Below are 18534 nucleotides of genomic sequence, written 5' to 3' on the forward strand. Positions count from 1 at the left end.
AGGTCGCCTGCTTGCGGGCGGCGCAGTGCTCTGCGCCGTCAACGGAGCCGTATGGCCGCGTTTGGCGTTTCGATCTCAACTCTTCTCGCCGCATTGATCGCGGTCAGCGCGCTCGACGTCGTCGCGTCGACGCCGGCTGCCGCGCAGGCGTTCACCTACAATCCGCGTCCGCCGAAGCCGCCCCGCCCGCCGGCCAAGAACGACGGGCAGATGCTCGTCCAGGCGACCGAGGTCGACTACGACTACAACAACTCGCGGATCTCGGCCGTCGGCAACGTCCAGATGTTCTACAACGGCACCAGCGTCGAGGCCGACAAGGTCATCTACGACCAGAAGACCAAGCGTCTTCATGCCGAAGGCAACATCCGCATGACCGATGCGGAAGGCAAGATCACCTACGCCAACATCATGGATCTCAGCGACGACTACCGCGACGGTTTCGTCGATTCGCTGCGCGTCGATACCGAAGACCAGACCCGTATGGCGGCGACCCGCGCCGATCGGTCCAGCGGCAATTACACGGTGTTCGACAACGGCGTTTATACCGCCTGCGCACCCTGTAAGGATGATCCGAAGAAGCCGCCGCTCTGGCAGGTCAAGGGCGCGCGCATCATCCATAACCAGACCGAGAAGATGCTCTATTTCGAGAACGCCCAGCTCGAATTCTTCGGCGTTCCGATGGCCTATCTGCCCTATTTCTCGACGCCCGATCCGACGGTGAAGCGCAAGAGCGGCTTCCTGATGCCGGGCTTCACCTCGTACACGGCGTTCGGCTACGGCGTCGAAATCCCCTATTATTGGGCGATCGCGCCTGACATGGACGCGACCTTCAATCCGCGCATCACGTCCAAGCAGGGCGTGCTGCTGCAGACCGAATTCCGCCAGCGCTTTGCGGACGGCTCCTATCAGATCCGGCTCTACGGCATCGACCAGACCGATCCCGGCGCGTTCGCCGGCCAACCCGGTGATCGCCAGTTCCGCTGGGGCGTCGACACCAAGGGTCAGTTCGCGCTGAACGACAAATGGGTCTGGGGTTGGGACGGCGTGGTGCTGTCCGACTACTTCTTCATGTCCGACTACCGGCTCGCCCAGTACAAGGACCCGTTCGGATCGTTCCTGTCGCTGCCGACCGAGGCCATCTCGCAGCTCTATCTGACCGGCGTCGGCGACCGCAGCTTCTTCGACGCGCGCGCGATCTACTATCTCAGCTACTCGGGCAACCAGAACCAGGTTCCGGTGGTGGCGCCTGTGATCGACTACAACAACGTGATCAACAGTCCGGTCCTGGGCGGCGAGTTCAGCTACAAGATGAACTTCGTCAACCTGACCCGCGAAACCGCGGTGTTCGACCCGATCACGACGACCGCCAACACCAACAGCCTGTGCCTGACCACGTCGGCCGATCCGATGGCGCGGACCCCGTCGCAGTGCCTGCTGCGCGGCATGCCGGGCACTTACACCCGGCTGACGGCCGAGGCGCAGTGGCGCAAGTCCTACACCGACCCGCTCGGCCAGATCTGGACGCCGTTCGTCAGCATGCGCGCCGACGCCATCAACGCCGACATCTCGAATCAGCCCGGCGTGTCCAACTACCTGCCGGTGGGCGACACCCAGACGGTTCGTCTGATGCCGACCGTCGGCTTCGAATACCGCTATCCCTTCATCAACGTGCAGCCGTGGGGCACGACGACCGTCGAGCCGATCGCGCAGGTCATCATCCGGCCCAACGAGCCGAACGCCGGCAAGCTTCCGAACGAGGATGCGCAGAGCCTGGTGTTCGACACCTCGAACCTGTTCTCGGTCGACAAGTTCTCCGGCTACGACCGCGTCGAGGGCGGCAGCCGCGCCAATGTCGGCGTGCAGGCCACCACGCAGTTCGATCACGGCGGCAGCGTCAAGGCGGTGTTCGGACAGTCCTACCAGCTGTTCGGGCTGAACTCGTTCGCGGTCGCCGACGTCACCAATACCGGCGTCGACTCCGGCCTGCAGAACGCGCGTTCGGATTATGTCGCAAGCCTCGCCTATTCGCCGAACCGCACCTACACGTTCAGCGTCCGCACGCGAATGGATGAGGCCACCTGGAACATCAACCGGTTCGAGGCCCAGGCCACCGCGAACTTCGACCGCTGGTCGGTCAGCCTGCTGTATGGCGACTACGCGGCTCAGCCGGAACTCGGCTATCTGACGCGCCGCGAAGGCATCCTCGCCAGCGGATCGGTCAAGGTGGCGGCGAACTGGGTGGTTCAGGGTGCGGCGCGCTGGGACCTTGAAGCGAACAAGATCAACCAGTATGCGATTGGCGCGGGCTATGTGGACGACTGCTTCGTGCTGGCTGCCAATTATGTCACGTCCTATACCTACCAGGCCGGCTCGACGCCTCCCGTCCTCAGCCACGCGATCATGTTCCAGATCGGGCTGCGCACGATCGCCCAGACCTCCACGACCAGCAGTGCGGCTGGCATGCAGTAACAAGCGGGGGCTTGTTTTGCCCGCGGGCCTGTGGCCCCGGCTTGAATTGGTTTAAACGGCTGACATGACGAGAATAACCATCGCCGCTCGCCCGCCAACGCGCCGCCATTCGCTCGTGCTGAGCTCCCTGCTGGCGCTCTTCCTCCTGCTGGGGGGTAGCCGGCTGCATGCCCAGACCATCGCGGTCATGGTCAACGGCGAGCCCATCACCAATTTCGACATCGAGCAGCGCTCCAAGCTGAACGCGCTGACCGGCGGCAAGGTCCCCGATCGAAAGGCCGTCCTCGACGATTTGATCGACGAAAAGCTGAAGATCAAGGAAGCCAAGAAGTACGGCGTCGATCCCACCGCCAACGACATCGAGCAGTCCTATGGCGGCATGGCGCAACGGATGCGGCTGTCCAACGACCAGTTGACCAAGGTGCTCGAAAGCAAGGGTATCCGGCCCGATACGCTGAAGCAGCGCATCAGGGCCGACATGGTCTGGACCAGCCTGGTCCGTGGCCGCTTCAAGGAGAGCCTCCAGGTCGGCGAAAAGGACGTCGCGACCGCGGTCAAGGAGACCGGCGATGCCCCCGACGCCGAGGCCTTCGAATACAGGATGCAACCGGTCGTCCTGATCGTGCCGCGCGGCGCGCCGCAGTCGGAATTCGAGGGCCGCCGCAAGGAAGCGGACAGCTTGCGCGAGCGCGTGACCAGTTGCGAGGAGGCCAACACCTTCTTCAAGTCGATGCGCAATGCCGCGATCCGCGAGATCGTGGTGAAGACATCGGCCGACCTGCCGCAGTCGCTGCGCGACATCCTGGACAAGACCCCGGTCGGTCACCTCACCCCTCCCGAGGTCACCAAGCAGGGCATCGAAATGGTTGCCCTTTGCGGCCGGAAGGCCACCACCGTGGACACGCCGAAGAAGCGTGAGATGCGTGACAAGATGTACGTGCAGAAGTACGAGGCGAAGTCGAAGGCCTACCTGCAGGAAGTCCGCAAGGCCGCGATGATCGAATATCCAGGCGGGCGATGATCGACTATCGTTGACGCATGGCCCAACCTCTCGCACTGACATCGGGCGAGCCCGCAGGCATCGGCCCCGACATCACGCTCGCAGCATGGCTGCGGCGCCGCGAGCTCGATCTTCCGCCGTTTTATCTGCTCGGCGACCGCGCCGCGCTGGCCGAGCGCGCCAAGACGCTCGGGCTTGCCGTTGCGTTCGCCGAAGTCAGTGCCGAGGAAGCGTCCGCGGCCTTTGCACGTGCCCTGCCCGTCGTCGCGACCGGCAAGGCGGCGACGGCGCGACCGGGCAAGCCCGACGGGAGCAGCGCCGACGCCGCGCTGGCGTCGATCCGTCAGGCCGTCGCCGATGTCGCGTCGGGCAAGGCCAGCGCCGTCGTCACCAATCCGATCGCCAAGAACGTGCTGTACCGTGCCGGCTTCCGCCATCCCGGCCACACTGAATTTCTCGCCGAGTTGGCCGCGCGCGGCGGGGCTGCGCCGCAGCCGGTGATGATGTTGTGGTCGCCGGCGCTGGCGGTCGTGCCGGTGACGATCCATGTATCGGTGCGCGAGGCACTGGCGCAATTGACCCCCGACCTGATCGTGTCGACCGCGCGGATCGTGCTCGCCGACATGAAGACGCGGTTCGGCCTCGCGGCGCCGCGGCTCGCCATTGCCGGCCTCAACCCGCATGCCGGTGAAGACGGCACGCTCGGCATGGAGGACGTCGAGATCGTCGCACCTGCGGTCGAGATCCTGCGCCGCGAGGGCATTGCCGCCCGCGGCCCGCTGCCCGCCGACACCATGTTCCACGCCGCCGCGCGAAAAACCTATGACTGCGCGCTCTGCATGTATCACGACCAGGCGCTGATCCCGATCAAGACCGTCGCGTTCGAGGATGCCGTCAACGTTACGCTGGGGCTGCCGTTCATCCGGACCTCGCCGGATCACGGCACCGCGTTCGATATCGCCGGCACCGGCAAGGCCAATCCGTCGAGCCTGATCGCCGCGCTGCGGCTCGCCGCGCGCATGGCCGCGGCGTCGAGCTAAGTGAGCGCGATCGACGATCTGCCGCCGCTGCGCGACATCATTCGCGAGCATTCGTTGTCGGCGCGCAAATCGCTCGGCCAGAATTTCCTGCTCGATCTCAACCTCACCGCGCGCATTGCCCGCGCCGCGGGCCCGCTGGAAGATTGCACCGTGATCGAGGTCGGGCCCGGCCCCGGCGGACTGACGCGCGCGCTGCTGGCGATGGGTGCCAAGCGCGTGATCGCGATCGAACGCGACGAGCGTGCGATCGACGCACTCAGCTATATCGTCAAGCGCTACCCCGGCCGCATCGAGATCGTGCATGGCGACGCGCAGCATTTCGATCCGCGTCCGTTGCTTGACGGGGCCAAGGCCAAGATCGTCGCCAACCTGCCCTACAACATCGCAACCCAGCTCTTGGTCGACTGGCTGTCGATCGAGCCGTGGCCGCCCTGGTACGACACCATGGTCTTGATGTTCCAGCGCGAGGTCGCGGAACGGATCGTCGCCCATGAGGACGAGGAGGCCTATGGCCGGCTCGCGGTGCTCGCCAACTGGCGCGCCGAGACCAAGATCCTGTTCGACATCTCGCCCGCAGCCTTCGTGCCGCAGCCGAAGGTGACGTCCTCGGTGGTCCAATTGATCCCGCGCGCCGCGCCCGCCCCGTGCGACCGCCGCCTGCTCGAGCAGGTCGCCGCCGCCGCCTTCGGCCAGCGCCGCAAGATGCTGCGCCAAAGCCTGAAAGCGCTCTCGGCCGATCCGGCCCGGCTGGCGGCCGCAGCCGGTATCGACGCGACACGGCGCGCCGAGACCATCCCGGTCTCGGGCTTTGTTGCCATGGCGAGGGAATTGGCCGATATACGGTCCACAAAATAGAACAACAGGAGAAAACGTAATGGCGCGTATGGTTCGCCAATCCCTCGTCAAATTCGATGCGCCGCTGTGCGAAACCATCATCGACACCCCGAAGCCGCAGGGACGCGAAGTGCTTGTGCGCATCGAGCGCTGCGGCCTGTGCCATTCCGATCTCCACATCCAGGACGGCTACGCCGATCTCGGCGGCGGCAAGAAGCTCGACACCACCCGCGGCATGACCCTGCCCTTCACGCTCGGCCATGAGATCGCAGGTGTCGTCGACGAGGTCGGGCCCGACGCGCCGAAGCATCTGGTCGGCACCAAGAAGGCCGTCTTCCCCTGGATCGGCTGCGGCCAGTGCCGCGACTGCCTCGCCGGCGACGAGAACCTCTGCGTCAAGCAGCGCTTCCTCGGCGTCTCGATCGACGGCGGCTTCGCCACCCATGTGCTGGTGCCCGACGCAAAGTATCTGCTCGATTACGATCCGCTGCCGGTCAACCAGGCCGCCACGCTGATGTGCTCCGGCGTCACCGCCTATGGCGCGCTGAAGCGCCTGGTCGATCGGCCGCGCCAGCGCAACCTGCTGCTGATCGGTCTCGGCGGCGTCGGCATGATGGGCCTGTCGTTCGCGCAGGCGATGTTCAAGCAGCCGATCACGGTTGCCGATCTCAGTCCCGCGGCGCGCGAGACCGCGCTGAAGAACGGTGCGGCGGCGGCCTACGATCCGGCGGAGCCCGATGTCGTCAAGCGCATGCTGAAGGAGAGCGACGGCGGCTTCGACGGCGTCGTCGACTTTGCCGGCAACGAGAAGTCGATGGCGTTTGCGGTGTCGACGGTGGCACGCGGCGGCAAGATCGTGGTGTCCGGCCTGATGGGCGGCCAGTTCACGCTGCCGATGGTGCAGTGGGTCTACAAGCGCATGACCATCGAAGGCTTCATGGTGGGCACGCTGGCCGAAGGCCAGGAGCTGATGGCGCTCGCGCGCGCCGGCAAGATCAAGCCGACGCCGATGAAGGAAGAGCCGATGTCCGACGTCCAGAAATGGATCGACGAGCTGCGCGCCGGCAAGGTCGTGGGACGCATCGTCCTGAAGAATTAAAGCATGGTCCGGAAAAGCGTGTAGCGGTTTTCCCTCGCGACAAACGCGGAGCGTTTGCGCGGAAATCATGCTCTTAGGACGCTAAAGCGCGTCATCGCGCTTTAGCCGACGTCCCGCCGGCCTCGCCCGACAACAGGGGGAGGACGCGAATGAGGAGGGCACGTTCGATCGGGGCATGGGCGGCGCTCGCGCTCGCCCTCGCCATCGTGCCGGCCCTTGCGCAAAAGCGTTATGGGCCCGGTGTCACCGACAGTGACATCAAGATCGGCACCACGACGCCCTATAGCGGTCCGGCGTCGGCCTATTCGGCCGGCGCGATCTCGATCACCGCCTTTTTCGCGATGATCAACGATCAGGGTGGCGTCAACGGCCGCAAGATCAACTTCATCAGCCTCGACGATGCCTACAGCCCGCCCAAGACTGTCGAGCAGATCCGCCGCCTGATCGAGAGCGACGAGGTGCTGTTCCTGGTCAACCCGGTCGGCACCGCGCCCAACATGGCCGTGGTGAAATACATCAACCAGAAGCAGGTGCCGCATCTGTTCGTCGGATCCGGCGCCACGATCTTCAACGATCCCGCGCATTATCCGTGGACGATGAGCTGGACGCCGCATTACGCGTCCGAGGGCGAGATCTACGCCAAGTACATTCTGTCGACGCTGCCGGACGCGAAGATCGGCATCCTCGCGCAGAACGACGATCTCGGCCGCGACTACATCCTGGGCTTCAAGCGCGGGCTCGGCGACAAGGCCGCGTCGATGATCGTGTCGCAGCAGGCCTACAACACCAGCGATCCCACCGTGGATTCGCAGATCGTGTCGCTGAAGGCCGCGGGCGCCAATGTGCTGTTCATCGCCGCGGTGCCGAAATTCGCGGCGCAGGCGATCCGCAAGGCCTACGATATCGACTGGCACCCGCAGGAATTCCTTTCCAGCGTCGGCTCCTCGATCGCGGGTGCGATCCGTCCCGCGGGCTTCGAGGCCGCCAGGGGCGTGATTTCGGCGGCCTATCAGAAGGACCCCGCCGATCCGCAGTGGAAGGACGATCCGGCCATGCAGGCCTGGAACGTCTGGATGGACAAGTACAACCCGCATGTCGACAAGAGCGACTATTACGCACCCTACGGCTACAACATCGGCTATGCGGTGGTGCAGATCCTCAAGCAGTGCGGCAACGAACTGACGCGCGAGAACGTCATGAAGCAGGCTTCGCATCTCGACATGGAGTTGCCGCTGCTGCTGCCCGGCATCCGCCTGCGCACCTCGCCGACCGATTTGCGGCCGATCAAGCAAATGCGCCTGGTCCGCTTCAACGGCGAGCGCTACGTGCTGTTCAGCGATGTGCTCGAAAGCAACTGAACCCGCTTGCAATCGGTCCTCGGCCACCGGCTCGCCGCAATTGCGACGCGCTACGAGCCTCAATTAAGCCCTACCCGTTCCGGATTTGCGGCGCATTGCGACCCAACTCTTTACCGAGATTGGCGTCACCAGCGTTTGCGTAAAAAAGAATACCGGGGACGCGTATGTCAAATCGTTCAGCGAAATTCGCTGCGGCGCTTGCCGCCAGCATTGTGGCCGGGGCCAACTTCGGCGCCGTGGCCCAGAACGCCGCCACGCCGGCGGAAACCAATACGGCGAATGCCAAGACGGCCGACACCTGTCAGTCCGGGCCGAAGGGAACGGCGCCGGCGGGGAGCCACTGGTTCTATCACCTCGACCGCAGCACCCAGAAGAAATGCTGGTACCTCGGTGATGCCAGGAACAAGGTTGTCGCCAAGACCGCCACGGCGCAGCAGCAGCCCGCGGCCGCGCCCGACACCGCGACAGCCGACGCAGCGCCGCCACCGAGCCAGCCGGCGCCGGCAGCGCAGCCGGCGCCGCAACCGACGATGCGCAAATCGGTTGCCAACGCCCATGCCGAATGGCCCTCGCAGCAGGCTGCCGCCCCCGTCGCAAGCCCCGATGCAGGCCAGGCTGGCGGCACGCCGGCGCCGACCGATTCGGCGGCATCAGCCGCACCTGCCGGCGCGAACGCCCAGCCATCGGACGTCAACGCCAGGTGGCTGGACGCATCGAGCATGGCCGGAACCAACGGCACCCGGCACGCCGCGGACCAGCCGACCGTGGTCGCGCAGGCCGACACGACGCCGCAGCAAGCGGCCGCGCCGGCACCAGCGGCCCCCGCTGCGGCCGAGGCGCCCGCAGACAAGTCATCGTCCTCGACCCAGATGCTGCTGATCGTGATGATCGGTGCGCTCGCGCTGGCCGGCCTGGTCAGCGCGCTGGTGTTCCGCCTGACGCGCACGCGGACGCCGCCCTACCAGATCAAGGACGAGTGGCAGGCGCCCTGGGATTCGCTGCACACCGAGCCGGCGCCGCCGATGGCGGTGGTCAGCCGCGACCGTCCGTTGCGCCTGTCGGAGGCCACCCCGCGCCGTGCCGAGACCCCGATTCCGCGCCGCGCCGAGACGCCGGCGCCGCATCGTGAGGCGGCACGTGATCCGGCCCAGACCGAGCAGGACAACCGGCAGATCGCGGCGATGCTGCAGCGGTTGGCGCGCAGCGCGGCGAACTAGAGCCGTTTCCGTTCCGATGGAATCGGAACGGGGGTGATGCGATCCCCTGCGATCGCATCACCATCCCGCAGCGTTACTTCTCGAGCTGGCGTCGCAGGTCGCGTACGAACTCGGTCAAGCCCGTTCTCCGCTGGCGCTTGAGCCGTTCGGCCTTCAGAATCGACTGCACTTCAGCAAATGCGTCGTCGACGTTCTGATTGACCACGATGTAGTCGTATTCGGCCCAATGGCTCAGTTCGTCGGAAGCCCGGCTCATCCGCCCACGGATGACCTCCTCCGAGTCCTGTGCCCGCGTATGCAAGCGCTTCTCAAGGTCGGCCGCCGACGGCGGGAGGATGAAGACCCTCACGACGTCGGTCTCCGATTTCTGGTGCAGTTGTTGCGTACCCTGCCAGTCGATGTCGAACAGAACGTCCTGTCCTACCGACAGTGCCGCCTCGACCGGCGCGCGCGGCGTGCCGTACAGATTGTCGAATACCGTCGCCCATTCGAGCAATTCATCCTGCTTGACCATCGCTTCGAACGTCTGCCGGTCGACGAAGAAATAGTCGCGACCGTCGACCTCCCCCGGACGCCGCGCCCGCGTCGTCGCCGACACCGACATTTTCAGGCCCGGCTCGCGCTCGAGCAGCATGCGCGACAGCGTCGTCTTGCCGGCGCCAGAAGGCGACGACAGCACGAACATCAGTCCGCGCCGCTCTACGCCGTCAAAACCCTGCGCCGTCATCATTCACTCCAGATTCTGGACCTGTTCGCGGAACTGCTCGACCACGTTCTTCATCTCAAGCCCGGTATTGGTCAGCTCGACGTCGTTCGACTTCGAGCAGCAGGTGTTGACCTCGCGGTTGAATTCCTGGGCGAGGAAGTCGAGCCGCCGCCCGACCGGGCCGCCCTTGCCGATCATCTCGCGCGCCTGGGTGATGTGCGAGGCGATGCGGTCGAGCTCCTCGCGGATATCGGCCTTGGTCGCGATCAAGATCGCCTCCTGGCTGAGCCGGTCGGCGTCGAAGCGATCGGAGGTCTCGAGCAGGGCCGCGATCTGCTCGGCGAGCCGCGCCTTGATCGCGTCGGGCTTGCGGCCGGGCGCAGCCTCTGCGCGCCTGGCGAGCCGCTCGATCTCGTCCATCCGCTGCATCAGGATCTGGCCCAGCGCATCGCCCTCGCGGCGGCGCATTTCGACGAGGCTCGCGAGCGCCTGCTCGAAGGCCATCGCAGCCGCCTCGCGCGCCGCCTTGTCCTCGTCCTCGTTGCTCTCGGGCTCGACCACCTCGATGACGCCCTTGATGCCGAGCAATCCGTCGATGCTCGGCGCCACCGCGTCGATGCGTTGCGCGAGCTCACCCGCGACCTTCACTACGGCGGCCAGCACGTCCTCGTTGATGCGGATGGTCTGCGCCGCGTCGGTGCGCTTGACGCTCAGATTGGCGTAGACCGTGCCGCGCGACAGCACCTCGCCGGCGCGTTTCTTGGCCAGCGCCTCCAGCTCGTCCCAGCCGGGCGGCAGCCGCAGCCGCAGGTCAAAGCCCTTGGCGTTGACCGATTTCAGCTCCCACTCGAACGTATAGGGACCGCTCGCGCCATGGCTTCGGGCAAAGCCAGTCATGCTCGACAGCGCCATCGCGTGAAACTCTCCAACAGAATGATTTGAGACTCACCCCGAGCCTGCGGGACTCGTGAGCGGCCGGTGCGATCTTAAGACGGATTCCGTGAAAGTGGAATTACGTCCACTTCCGGGAAACGAGAAGTTAGCGCTGCACGACGGGCGGCGAGGTGGTCTGCTGGGCTGCGCCCTGGCGACCGCTGCGCGGCGGCTTCTTCTGATTGGTGGGCTTCGGCGGCGTGGTCGCCGTGGGATTGGTGTCCGCTGCGCCCGGCGCCGCGGCGGCAGGCGCCGGATCATCCGCAGGCTCGACGGTGTCGTTCTGGATCTGCTTTTCCGAGGCGCGCAGCTTGGCAACGTTCTTGGCGTGCTGGTCGTAGGTCTCGGTGAAGGCGTGGCCGCCGGTTCCGTCGGCAACGAAGAACAGGTCGCGGGTGCGCGCCGGATTGGCGGTCGCCTCCAGCGAGGCGCGGCCGGGATTGGCGATCGGTCCGGGCGGCAGGCCGTCGATCACATAGGTGTTGTAGGGCGACGGCTGCGTGATCTCGCTGCGCTTGATCGGCCGTCCCAGCGTGCCCTTGCCGCCGACCAGCCCGTAGATGATGGTCGGGTCGGATTGCAGCTTCATGCGCTGGCGCAGGCGATTGACGAACACGGCGGCGACGCGGCTGCGCTCGTCGGCACGGCCGGTTTCCTTCTCGACGATCGAGGCAAGCGTCACCAGCTGGTCCGGCGACTTCAGCGGGGTATCGGTATTGCGGCGTTCCCAGATCTCCGCGAGCACGCGCTTCTGCGCCTGCTGCAAGCGCTGGATCACCTGATCGCGCGTGGTGCCGCGCGGGAATTTGTAGGTCTCCGGCAAGAGCGTCCCCTCGCGCGGGATCTCGCGCACCGAGCCGGTGAAGATGTCGTTGTCGGAGAGCCGCGACACGATCTGCTCGGAGGTCAGGCCCTCGGGAATCGTGATGGCGTGCTGCACCACCTTGCCGTCGACGATGGTGGCGATGACGTCGCGCAGGCTGGCGTTCTTCTGGAACGAATATTCGCCAGGCTTGAGATCGGAGCTCGCCTTCAGCGCAAACACGCCGCCGATGAAGACCCACGGATTGACGTTGATCACGCCCTCGCGCGACAGCACGTCGGCGATGTCGCGCTTGCCGGCGCGCGCGGGGATGTTGACGATCTTGTCTTCCTGCAGCGGTCCCGGCGATTCCAACGCCTGCTTGCCGTAGTAGTACGTCGCGCCGGCGCCGAGCATCAGGATGATCAGGATCGTGAAGATGGCATTGCCGACGATCACGAAGGGATTGCGGGCGCGATCCGAACGCTTGGGCGGCGGCGGAACCTGTTCGGGCTCCAGCGCCGCGCGGGGACTCCTCGGTGAAATGGGCGGCCTCTCACTCATCGATGCAAACCAATATCCTGCCGGTTGAATCGTGGCCGGACAAACCCCTGTCCCGCCAATAGCATACGCCCGCTATTAGGAGTCACCGCGGAATACGGCAAAACGGTGGACTAGTTGTAAAGACCTACTAATTGGTCACGCGCTGCACGATCACGGAGGCGTTGGTGCCGCCGAAACCGAAGGAATTGGACAGCGCCACATTGACGTCACGCTTGCGCGACGTGTGTGGCACGAGATCGATCGCGGTTTGCACCGACGGATTGTCGAGATTGATGGTCGGCGGCACCACATTATCGCGAATCGCCAGGATCGCGAAGATCGCCTCGATCGCGCCGGCCGCACCGAGCAGATGCCCGGTCGCGGACTTGGTCGACGACATCGAAACCTTGGAAGCCGCATTGCCGAGCAGACGCTCGACCGCGCCGAGCTCGATCTCGTCGCCGACCTGCGTCGAGGTGCCGTGCGCATTGATGTAGTCGAGATCGGATGCGGCAAGGCCGGCGCGCTTCAGCGCCATGCTCATGCTGCGGAAGCCGCCATTGCCGTCCGGCGGCGGCGACGTGATGTGGAAGGCATCGCCCGACAGGCCGTAGCCGGTGACCTCGGCATAGATCTTGGCGCCGCGCCGCTTGGCGTGCTCGTACTCCTCGAGCACCAGGATGCCGGCGCCCTCGCCCATCACGAAGCCGTCGCGATCCTTGTCGTAGGGCCGCGATGCCTTGGTCGGGTTGTCGTTGAAGCCGGTGGACAGCGCCCGCGCCGCGCAGAAGCCGGCAATGCCGATGCGCGAGATCGGCGATTCGGCGCCGCCCGCAACCATCACCTCGGCGTCGCCGAGCGCGATCAGCCGCGCCGCGTCGCCGACCGCATGCGCGCCGGTCGAGCACGCCGTGACGACGGCGTGATTGGGACCCTTCAGGCCGTGCTCGATCGAGACATAACCGGACGCCAGATTGATCAGGCGGCCCGGAATGAAGAACGGCGAGACCCGGCGCGGCCCGCGCTCCTTCAGCAGCACCGCGGTCTCGGCGATGCCGGTGAGGCCGCCGATGCCGGAGCCGATCATCGTGCCGGTGGCGAACTGGTCCTCGTCGGAGGTCGGATGCCAGTTGGCATCATCAAGCGCCTGCTTGGCCGCGCACATCGCATAGAGGATGAAATCGTCGACCTTGCGCTGGTCCTTCGGCTCCATCCACTGATCGGGATTGAAGGTGCCATTGGAGCCGTCGCCGCGCGGAATGTAGCAGGCGATCTGGCTCGGCAGGTCCGACACCTCGAAGGTGTCGATCTTCTTGCCGCCGCTGTCTCCGGCGAGGATACGCGCCCAAGTTGCGTCAACGCCGCAGCCGAGCGGTGTAAGCATGCCCAGCCCCGTGACGACAACTCGTCTCATTTCCACGTCTCCGGCCAGCAATGCGCGGCTAATAGTAAGAAGCCGGGGGACCGCTCGACCGCGGTCCGTCCGGCCCCGTCAACTTCGCGATCGGCGTCAGCTCTTCGCGTTCTTCTCAAGAAACTTGGTCGCGTCGCCGACGGTCAGGATCGTCTCCGCCGCATCGTCCGGAATCTCGCAACCGAATTCTTCTTCGAAAGCCATCACGAGCTCGACCGTGTCGAGGCTGTCGGCGCCGAGGTCATCGATGAAGCTCGCGCTATCGACCACCTTCTCGGGCTCGACACCAAGGTGCTCGACCACAATCTTCTTAACCCGCTCGCCAATCTCACTCATCGTTCAACCTCGTTGTTCCATTGGACCCGACCCCAAGACGATACGAGCCATCGTGGTCGTCTCGATTACTCAGTCGCGCATAGTCTTGATTCGGCCCGGTCGTAGCCGACTAAAGCCCCGGCGAACGGCAGGCGTCGCCACGCCAATATACAGGGTTTCAAAATCCTGCAATGGCGTTCTTCGCCCATCCACGGGGGGTTCAGCTACCATACTTCCAAAGCCTTGACTACACGCCTGAACCGGCTCCCGAAACCGGCTTTTCGCCGCATTGCGAGAACCGGTAAGTAGCTCAAATCATGGCCATCCCACCGTTGACGTGAATCGTCTGCCCGGTGACGTAGGCGGCCTCGTTGGAGGCCAGATAGACCGCCGCTGCGGCGATATCCTCGGGCGTTCCAAGCCGCGCCGCAGGAACCTTGGCCAGGATGGCTTCGCGCTGCTTGTCGTTCAGCGCATCGGTCATCGGCGTCTTGATGAAACCCGGCGCGATGCAGTTCGCGGTCACGCCGCGCTTGGCGTATTCGGCCCCCAGCGTCTTGATCAGGCCGATGATGCCGGCCTTCGACGCGGTGTAATTGCCCTGCCCCGGATTGCCGGTGACGCCGACGATCGAGGTGATCGCGATGATGCGGCCGAAGCGCTTGCGCATCATCAGTTTGGTCGCGGCGCGCGCGAGGCGGAAGGTCGCGGTCAGGTTGACCGCGATGACGTCGTCCCAATCTTCGTCGCGCAGCTGCACGAACAGATTGTCGCGGGTGATGCCGGCATTCGCGATCAGGATGTCGACCTGGCCCATCGCGGCTTCCGCCGCCGGCACCAGCGCCTCGACATCGTCCTTGCTGGAGAGATTGCACGGCAGCACGTGCACGCGCTCGCCGAGCTTGGCCGCGAAGCCGTCCAGCACCTCGCGCCGCGTCCCCGAAATCGCCACCGTCGCGCCCTGCGCATGCAGCGCCTGCGCGATCGCGCCGCCGATACCGCCGGTTGCGCCCGTGACGAGCGCGGTCTTGCCAGTCAGATCAAACATCGAATTCTCCTTCCGGCTCTTTACGCCGACGCTGCCAGCGCATCCCTGGCCGCAGCAATATCGTTCGGACCGCCGACGGACACGCCGACCGCGCCGTCGGCGATGCGCTTGACGAGGCCGCTCAGCACCTTGCCGGCGCCGATCTCGAAGAACCGCGTCACGCCCTGCCCGGCCATATAGGCGACCGACTCGCGCCAGCGAACCGTGCCCGTGACCTGCTCGATCAGGCGGCGGCGGATCTCGTCGGGGTCGGTGATCGCGGAGGCCAGCACGTTGCAGACCAGCGGCGCCGCGGGCGCCTTGATGGTGACGGCGGACAGCGCCTGCGCCATCGCATCGGCCGCCGGCTGCATCAGCTTGCAGTGGAACGGGGCCGACACTGGCAGCAGCATCGCGCGTTTTGCCCCTTTGGTCTTGGCGATCTCGACCGCGCGATCGACCGCCGCCTTGTCGCCGGAGACCACCACCTGGCCACCGCCATTGTCGTTGGCGGCCTGGCAGACCTGGCCCTGCGCCGCTTCATTGGCGACCGCAACCGCCGCCTCGTAGTCGAGGCCAAGCAGCGCGGCCATCGCACCGGCGCCGACCGGCACCGCCTTCTGCATCGCAAGCCCGCGGGTGCGCAGCAGCCGCGCGGTATCGCTGACGGTCAGGCTGCCGGCGGCGGCCAGCGCCGAATACTCGCCGAGCGAGTGTCCGGCGACGAAGGCCGCGTCACGGCCGACCGAGAAGCCGGCCTCGCTCTCCAGCACCCGCAAGGTGGCGATCGAGACCGCCATCAGCGCCGGCTGGGCATTTTCGGTGAGTTGCAGCGTGTCGCCCGGACCATCCCAGATGATCGCGGTCAGCTTCTCGCCCAGCGCGGCATCGACCTCGTCGAACACCGCCTTGGCGACCGGAAAGGCGTCGGCCAGGGCCTTGCCCATGCCAACCGCCTGCGAGCCCTGCCCGGGAAACGTAAATGCTGCCGTCATCGGCGATCCCTACCTTGTTGAGCGTGATCCCCGCGCAAGCGCCTCGCCTGCCGCAGGGGAAAACGGTATCCGCCTCGCGCGATGCGCGCCACAGCGGGTCCAAGCCGATCCCTTGCAACCAATCCTTGCAACCGGCTCCGGACCGGGCCGTAAGACACTGATGGGGGGCGCGCTGTCAAGCCGCGCGGCAGGAACCCTGGGGATGCCGGACGGGTTCGGCGCTAAAATCCGCCGGCATTCTGGTCGGCATTAACCTTGCCGCCGGCCCGCGCCCGGCGGGCGCTGTTGACCAGCTGGCCCGGACGATCCTCATGGGCGGGCCTGGCGGTCGCCAGCCGCAGCACGGCCGCGTAGCCCGGCTGCACCTCCATCCGCCCGGCATAGCGGCTTCCGCTCAGGATGCGGTGGACGCGCGGCAGGTTATAGCAAGGCACGTAGAACAGCAGATGATGCTCGAGGTGATAGTTCACGTAATACGGCGCGATGAACAGCCGCTCGAGGATATTGGCCCGCGTGGTGCGGGTGTTGCGCAGGGGATCGGAGCTGTCAGGCACGACGGCATGTTCGGCGATGTTGCGGATCCGCGTGATCACCATCATCCAGGTCAAGAGCGGCACCAGCCATAGCAGCGGGTAAGCCCACCACACGCCCGCGGCGGCAAGGCCCGCGAACAGCAGCGCGTTGGTGACGCATTGCGGCCCGAGCTTCTGCCAGAAGTTGGCGGCGCGCCGCGACAGCGGCCACTCCTTCGGCCCGATCGCATTGAGCAATTGCGCCTTGCGCTGCTGGTAGCCGGTCTGTCCGGTGATGTCGCGGAAGAACTTCCGGCGGTAGCTCATCTTCGTGATCGGAAACGGCGCCGACAGCACGAGATCCGGATCATCCTCCTGCTGCGTCCGCGCGTGATGCTGCAGATGATAGCGGCGATAGCCGCGGGTTTCCGCGAAGATCGGATACGCACAGAACCACTGGCTCAGCGTGAGATTGGTCTTCTCGTCGGCCGAGAGACAGCCATGCGCGCCGTCATGCATCAGGATGGCAAGGCCGAGCTGGCGCGAGCCGATGATCGCAACCGCCAGCAGATAGGTCAGCGGATTGGGCCACCATGCGACCATCGCGATTGCGCCGATGATCAGCACCCAGGCATGCGCGATCAGGGCCACGCCCTTCCACGTCGTGCGCTCGCGCACGGACACAAGCTCGTCTTCGGTCAGGAAATCGCGGGCACGCATGCGCAGCGCGGTCATGAACTGGTCTCCCCGTCCGTTGAAGTGCTGGGATCGCCGACCAGGCGCAGGCGCGTCGTGTCAGCAGCCGGTGTCGATGTTGCCTGCTCGCCGAGCGCGCGCAGCAATTCGCGACACATTTCCTCGGCGCCGCGCCCCATCGCAAAACCCTCGACGATCACGCCGATCGCAATCGCCCAGAAGCGCCGCGAGCTCTCCTCGGGCGCGCGCAGCGAGCGCCAGCCGTGACGCTCGACCTGGCCCGCATAGGCGCGCGCGCCTTCGCTGTGCAGACGCTCGATGGTGCGCTCGACCAGCGGCGCGAGATCCTGTCGGCGCCGCGTCAACGTCAGGGCCTCGGCGAAGAAGGCGACCGTGTCGGTCGCGGTCACGGTTTCCGCCAAAGCGTGCGTGTACTCCCGCGGCGTGTGGGCCTTCAGGGCCGCCTGCTCGGTCGCGCGCGCGAGATAGAGCATGTCGCGGCTGGCGGCTTCGACGAACAGCGCCTCCTTGGTGCGGAAGTAATAGGTAATCTGGCTCGGGAAGGCGTCCGCGGCCGCGGCGATATCGGAGATCGAGGTGCCCGACAGCCCGCGCTCCTTGAACAGGCGGCTGGCCGCATCGAGCAGCAGCGAGCGCATCTTGCGCCCCGCCGACCGTGTCGCGCGCACCGCGTGTTTCGGATCGGGCGCAGGCATGCCGCTGGCGGTCTCCGAACCCATTGATCGTCCTCCCGAGATATTTGTATGATATACAAACAAAGAAATCAACGGGAAATGGCCGAAAGTTGCGTCAGCCTGCCCGGAGGGCTACGCCCTCCTGCAAATCCAGCGGCCGAGACCGGCTGCGCATGCTTGCTTTCGCGGCCAAAATCCGTATAAGCGCGCCATTCGTGGGCTCCGGCCGGGAGCTGAACGGACGGTCTCAGCAAACTCACGCGTTGATTTCCTCACCCGTTGATTTTGATGTGGCAGGGCCAGTCGGCCCGTCGTCCCGTGCTCCCGCCTTCTGAGCAGCTCGAGTCCTTTCCGAAGGTCTCGAAGGGCTTGTCGCCGGAAACCGCGCCAACACAGGAAAGGACAACCATGCCTCTTTACGAGCATGTTTTTCTCGCGCGTCAGGATGCGAGCACCCAGCAGGTGGATGAACTGACGGCCCAGATGACGGGCATTGTCGAACAGGGCGGCGGCAAGGTCACCAAGACCGAGAGCTGGGGCGTGCGCTCCCTCACCTACCGCATGAACAAGAACCGCAAGGCACATTTCGTGCTGATGAACATCGACGCTCCGTCGGCTGTCGTCACCGAGATCGAGCGCCAGGAGCGGATCAACGAAGACGTCATCCGTTACCTCACCGTGCGCGTCGAAGAGCACGAGGAAGGCCCGTCCGCGATGATGCGCAAGGCCGACCGTGATCGCGAGCGCGATGACCGTGGCGGCGGCTTCCGTGGCGACCGCGAAGGCGGTTTCCGTGGTGACCGCGAGGGCGGCGGCTTCCGTGGCGACCGTGGTCCGCGCCGTCCGCGCGACGAAGAAGCTGCGACCGAGGAGTAATGA

At 65.6% G+C, this 18534-nt stretch carries 17 protein-coding genes; 8 read left to right on the forward strand and 9 right to left on the reverse strand.

What is annotated here, in order from left to right:
* Positions 1-51 precede the first annotated feature (51 nt).
* The 7 genes from ACVINW_RS33295 to ACVINW_RS33325 all read left to right on the forward strand — a co-directional run bounded on the left by ACVINW_RS33295 (position 52) and on the right by ACVINW_RS33325 (position 9017).
* Positions 52-2469, forward strand: coding sequence for an LPS-assembly protein LptD (locus ACVINW_RS33295; protein ID WP_456755181.1), 2418 nt, complete (start codon positions 52-54; stop codon positions 2467-2469).
* A gap of 64 nt (positions 2470-2533) precedes the next feature.
* Positions 2534-3490 carry a SurA N-terminal domain-containing protein gene (locus ACVINW_RS33300; protein WP_456755182.1) on the forward strand — a complete coding sequence of 319 codons (957 nt, stop codon included), beginning with the start codon at positions 2534-2536 and terminating at the stop codon, positions 3488-3490.
* A gap of 17 nt (positions 3491-3507) precedes the next feature.
* A complete protein-coding gene (pdxA, locus tag ACVINW_RS33305; RefSeq protein ID WP_456755183.1) occupies positions 3508-4509 on the forward strand; it encodes a 4-hydroxythreonine-4-phosphate dehydrogenase PdxA in 1002 nt (333 codons plus the stop codon).
* Positions 4510-5364: a 16S rRNA (adenine(1518)-N(6)/adenine(1519)-N(6))-dimethyltransferase RsmA gene (gene rsmA, locus ACVINW_RS33310; RefSeq protein ID WP_456755184.1), complete on the forward strand. Its 855-nt coding sequence runs from the start codon at positions 4510-4512 to the stop codon at positions 5362-5364.
* A gap of 19 nt (positions 5365-5383) precedes the next feature.
* Complete coding sequence (locus ACVINW_RS33315) at positions 5384-6442, forward strand: alcohol dehydrogenase (protein ID WP_456755185.1); 1059 nt, start codon at positions 5384-5386, stop codon at positions 6440-6442.
* 149 nt (positions 6443-6591) lie between these two features.
* Positions 6592-7800, forward strand: a complete 1209-nt coding sequence (locus ACVINW_RS33320; protein ID WP_456755186.1) for an ABC transporter substrate-binding protein — start codon at positions 6592-6594, stop codon at positions 7798-7800.
* Positions 7801-7964: 164 nt separating this feature from the next.
* Complete coding sequence (locus tag ACVINW_RS33325) at positions 7965-9017, forward strand: hypothetical protein (RefSeq protein ID WP_456755187.1); 1053 nt, start codon at positions 7965-7967, stop codon at positions 9015-9017.
* Positions 9018-9090: 73 nt separating this feature from the next.
* On the opposite strand, the gene gmk is transcribed toward ACVINW_RS33325, so the two are convergent.
* The 9 genes from gmk to ACVINW_RS33370 all read right to left on the reverse strand — a co-directional run bounded on the left by gmk (position 9091) and on the right by ACVINW_RS33370 (position 17700).
* Entirely contained in the window at positions 9091-9744 is a 654-nt protein-coding gene (gene gmk / locus ACVINW_RS33330; protein ID WP_456755188.1) for a guanylate kinase, read from the reverse strand.
* Between the two features lie 3 nt (positions 9745-9747).
* Positions 9748-10635 (reverse strand): YicC/YloC family endoribonuclease, encoded by an 888-nt coding sequence (locus ACVINW_RS33335; protein WP_456755189.1) that lies wholly within the window; start codon positions 10633-10635, stop codon positions 9748-9750.
* Positions 10636-10762: 127 nt separating this feature from the next.
* On the reverse strand, positions 10763-12022 hold the full coding sequence (gene mltG / locus ACVINW_RS33340; protein ID WP_456755190.1) for an endolytic transglycosylase MltG: 1260 nt from the start codon (positions 12020-12022) through the stop codon (positions 10763-10765).
* 127 nt (positions 12023-12149) lie between these two features.
* Positions 12150-13415 (reverse strand): beta-ketoacyl-ACP synthase II, encoded by a 1266-nt coding sequence (gene fabF, locus ACVINW_RS33345; protein WP_456755191.1) that lies wholly within the window; start codon positions 13413-13415, stop codon positions 12150-12152.
* Positions 13416-13511: 96 nt separating this feature from the next.
* Positions 13512-13751: an acyl carrier protein gene (locus tag ACVINW_RS33350; protein ID WP_002716125.1), complete on the reverse strand. Its 240-nt coding sequence runs from the start codon at positions 13749-13751 to the stop codon at positions 13512-13514.
* A 289-nt stretch (positions 13752-14040) separates the two neighbouring features.
* The gene (gene fabG / locus ACVINW_RS33355; RefSeq protein ID WP_018271293.1) at positions 14041-14778 is read right to left on the reverse strand and encodes a 3-oxoacyl-[acyl-carrier-protein] reductase; all 738 of its coding nucleotides are present in this window, start codon (positions 14776-14778) and stop codon (positions 14041-14043) included.
* A 20-nt stretch (positions 14779-14798) separates the two neighbouring features.
* A complete protein-coding gene (gene fabD, locus ACVINW_RS33360) occupies positions 14799-15752 on the reverse strand; it encodes an ACP S-malonyltransferase (protein WP_456755192.1) in 954 nt (317 codons plus the stop codon).
* 221 nt (positions 15753-15973) lie between these two features.
* Positions 15974-16999 carry a fatty acid desaturase family protein gene (locus tag ACVINW_RS33365; protein ID WP_456755193.1) on the reverse strand — a complete coding sequence of 342 codons (1026 nt, stop codon included), beginning with the start codon at positions 16997-16999 and terminating at the stop codon, positions 15974-15976.
* A complete protein-coding gene (locus tag ACVINW_RS33370; RefSeq protein ID WP_456755194.1) occupies positions 16996-17700 on the reverse strand; it encodes a TetR/AcrR family transcriptional regulator C-terminal domain-containing protein in 705 nt (234 codons plus the stop codon). The genes ACVINW_RS33365 and ACVINW_RS33370 overlap by 4 nt, the downstream gene beginning before the upstream one ends.
* 363 nt (positions 17701-18063) lie before the next feature.
* On the opposite strand from ACVINW_RS33370, the gene rpsF reads away from it, so the two are divergent.
* Complete coding sequence (gene rpsF / locus ACVINW_RS33375; protein WP_279706200.1) at positions 18064-18531, forward strand: 30S ribosomal protein S6; 468 nt, start codon at positions 18064-18066, stop codon at positions 18529-18531.
* Positions 18532-18534 lie beyond the last annotated feature (3 nt).

The sequence above is a fragment of the Bradyrhizobium sp. USDA 4461 genome, from assembly GCF_054055655.1.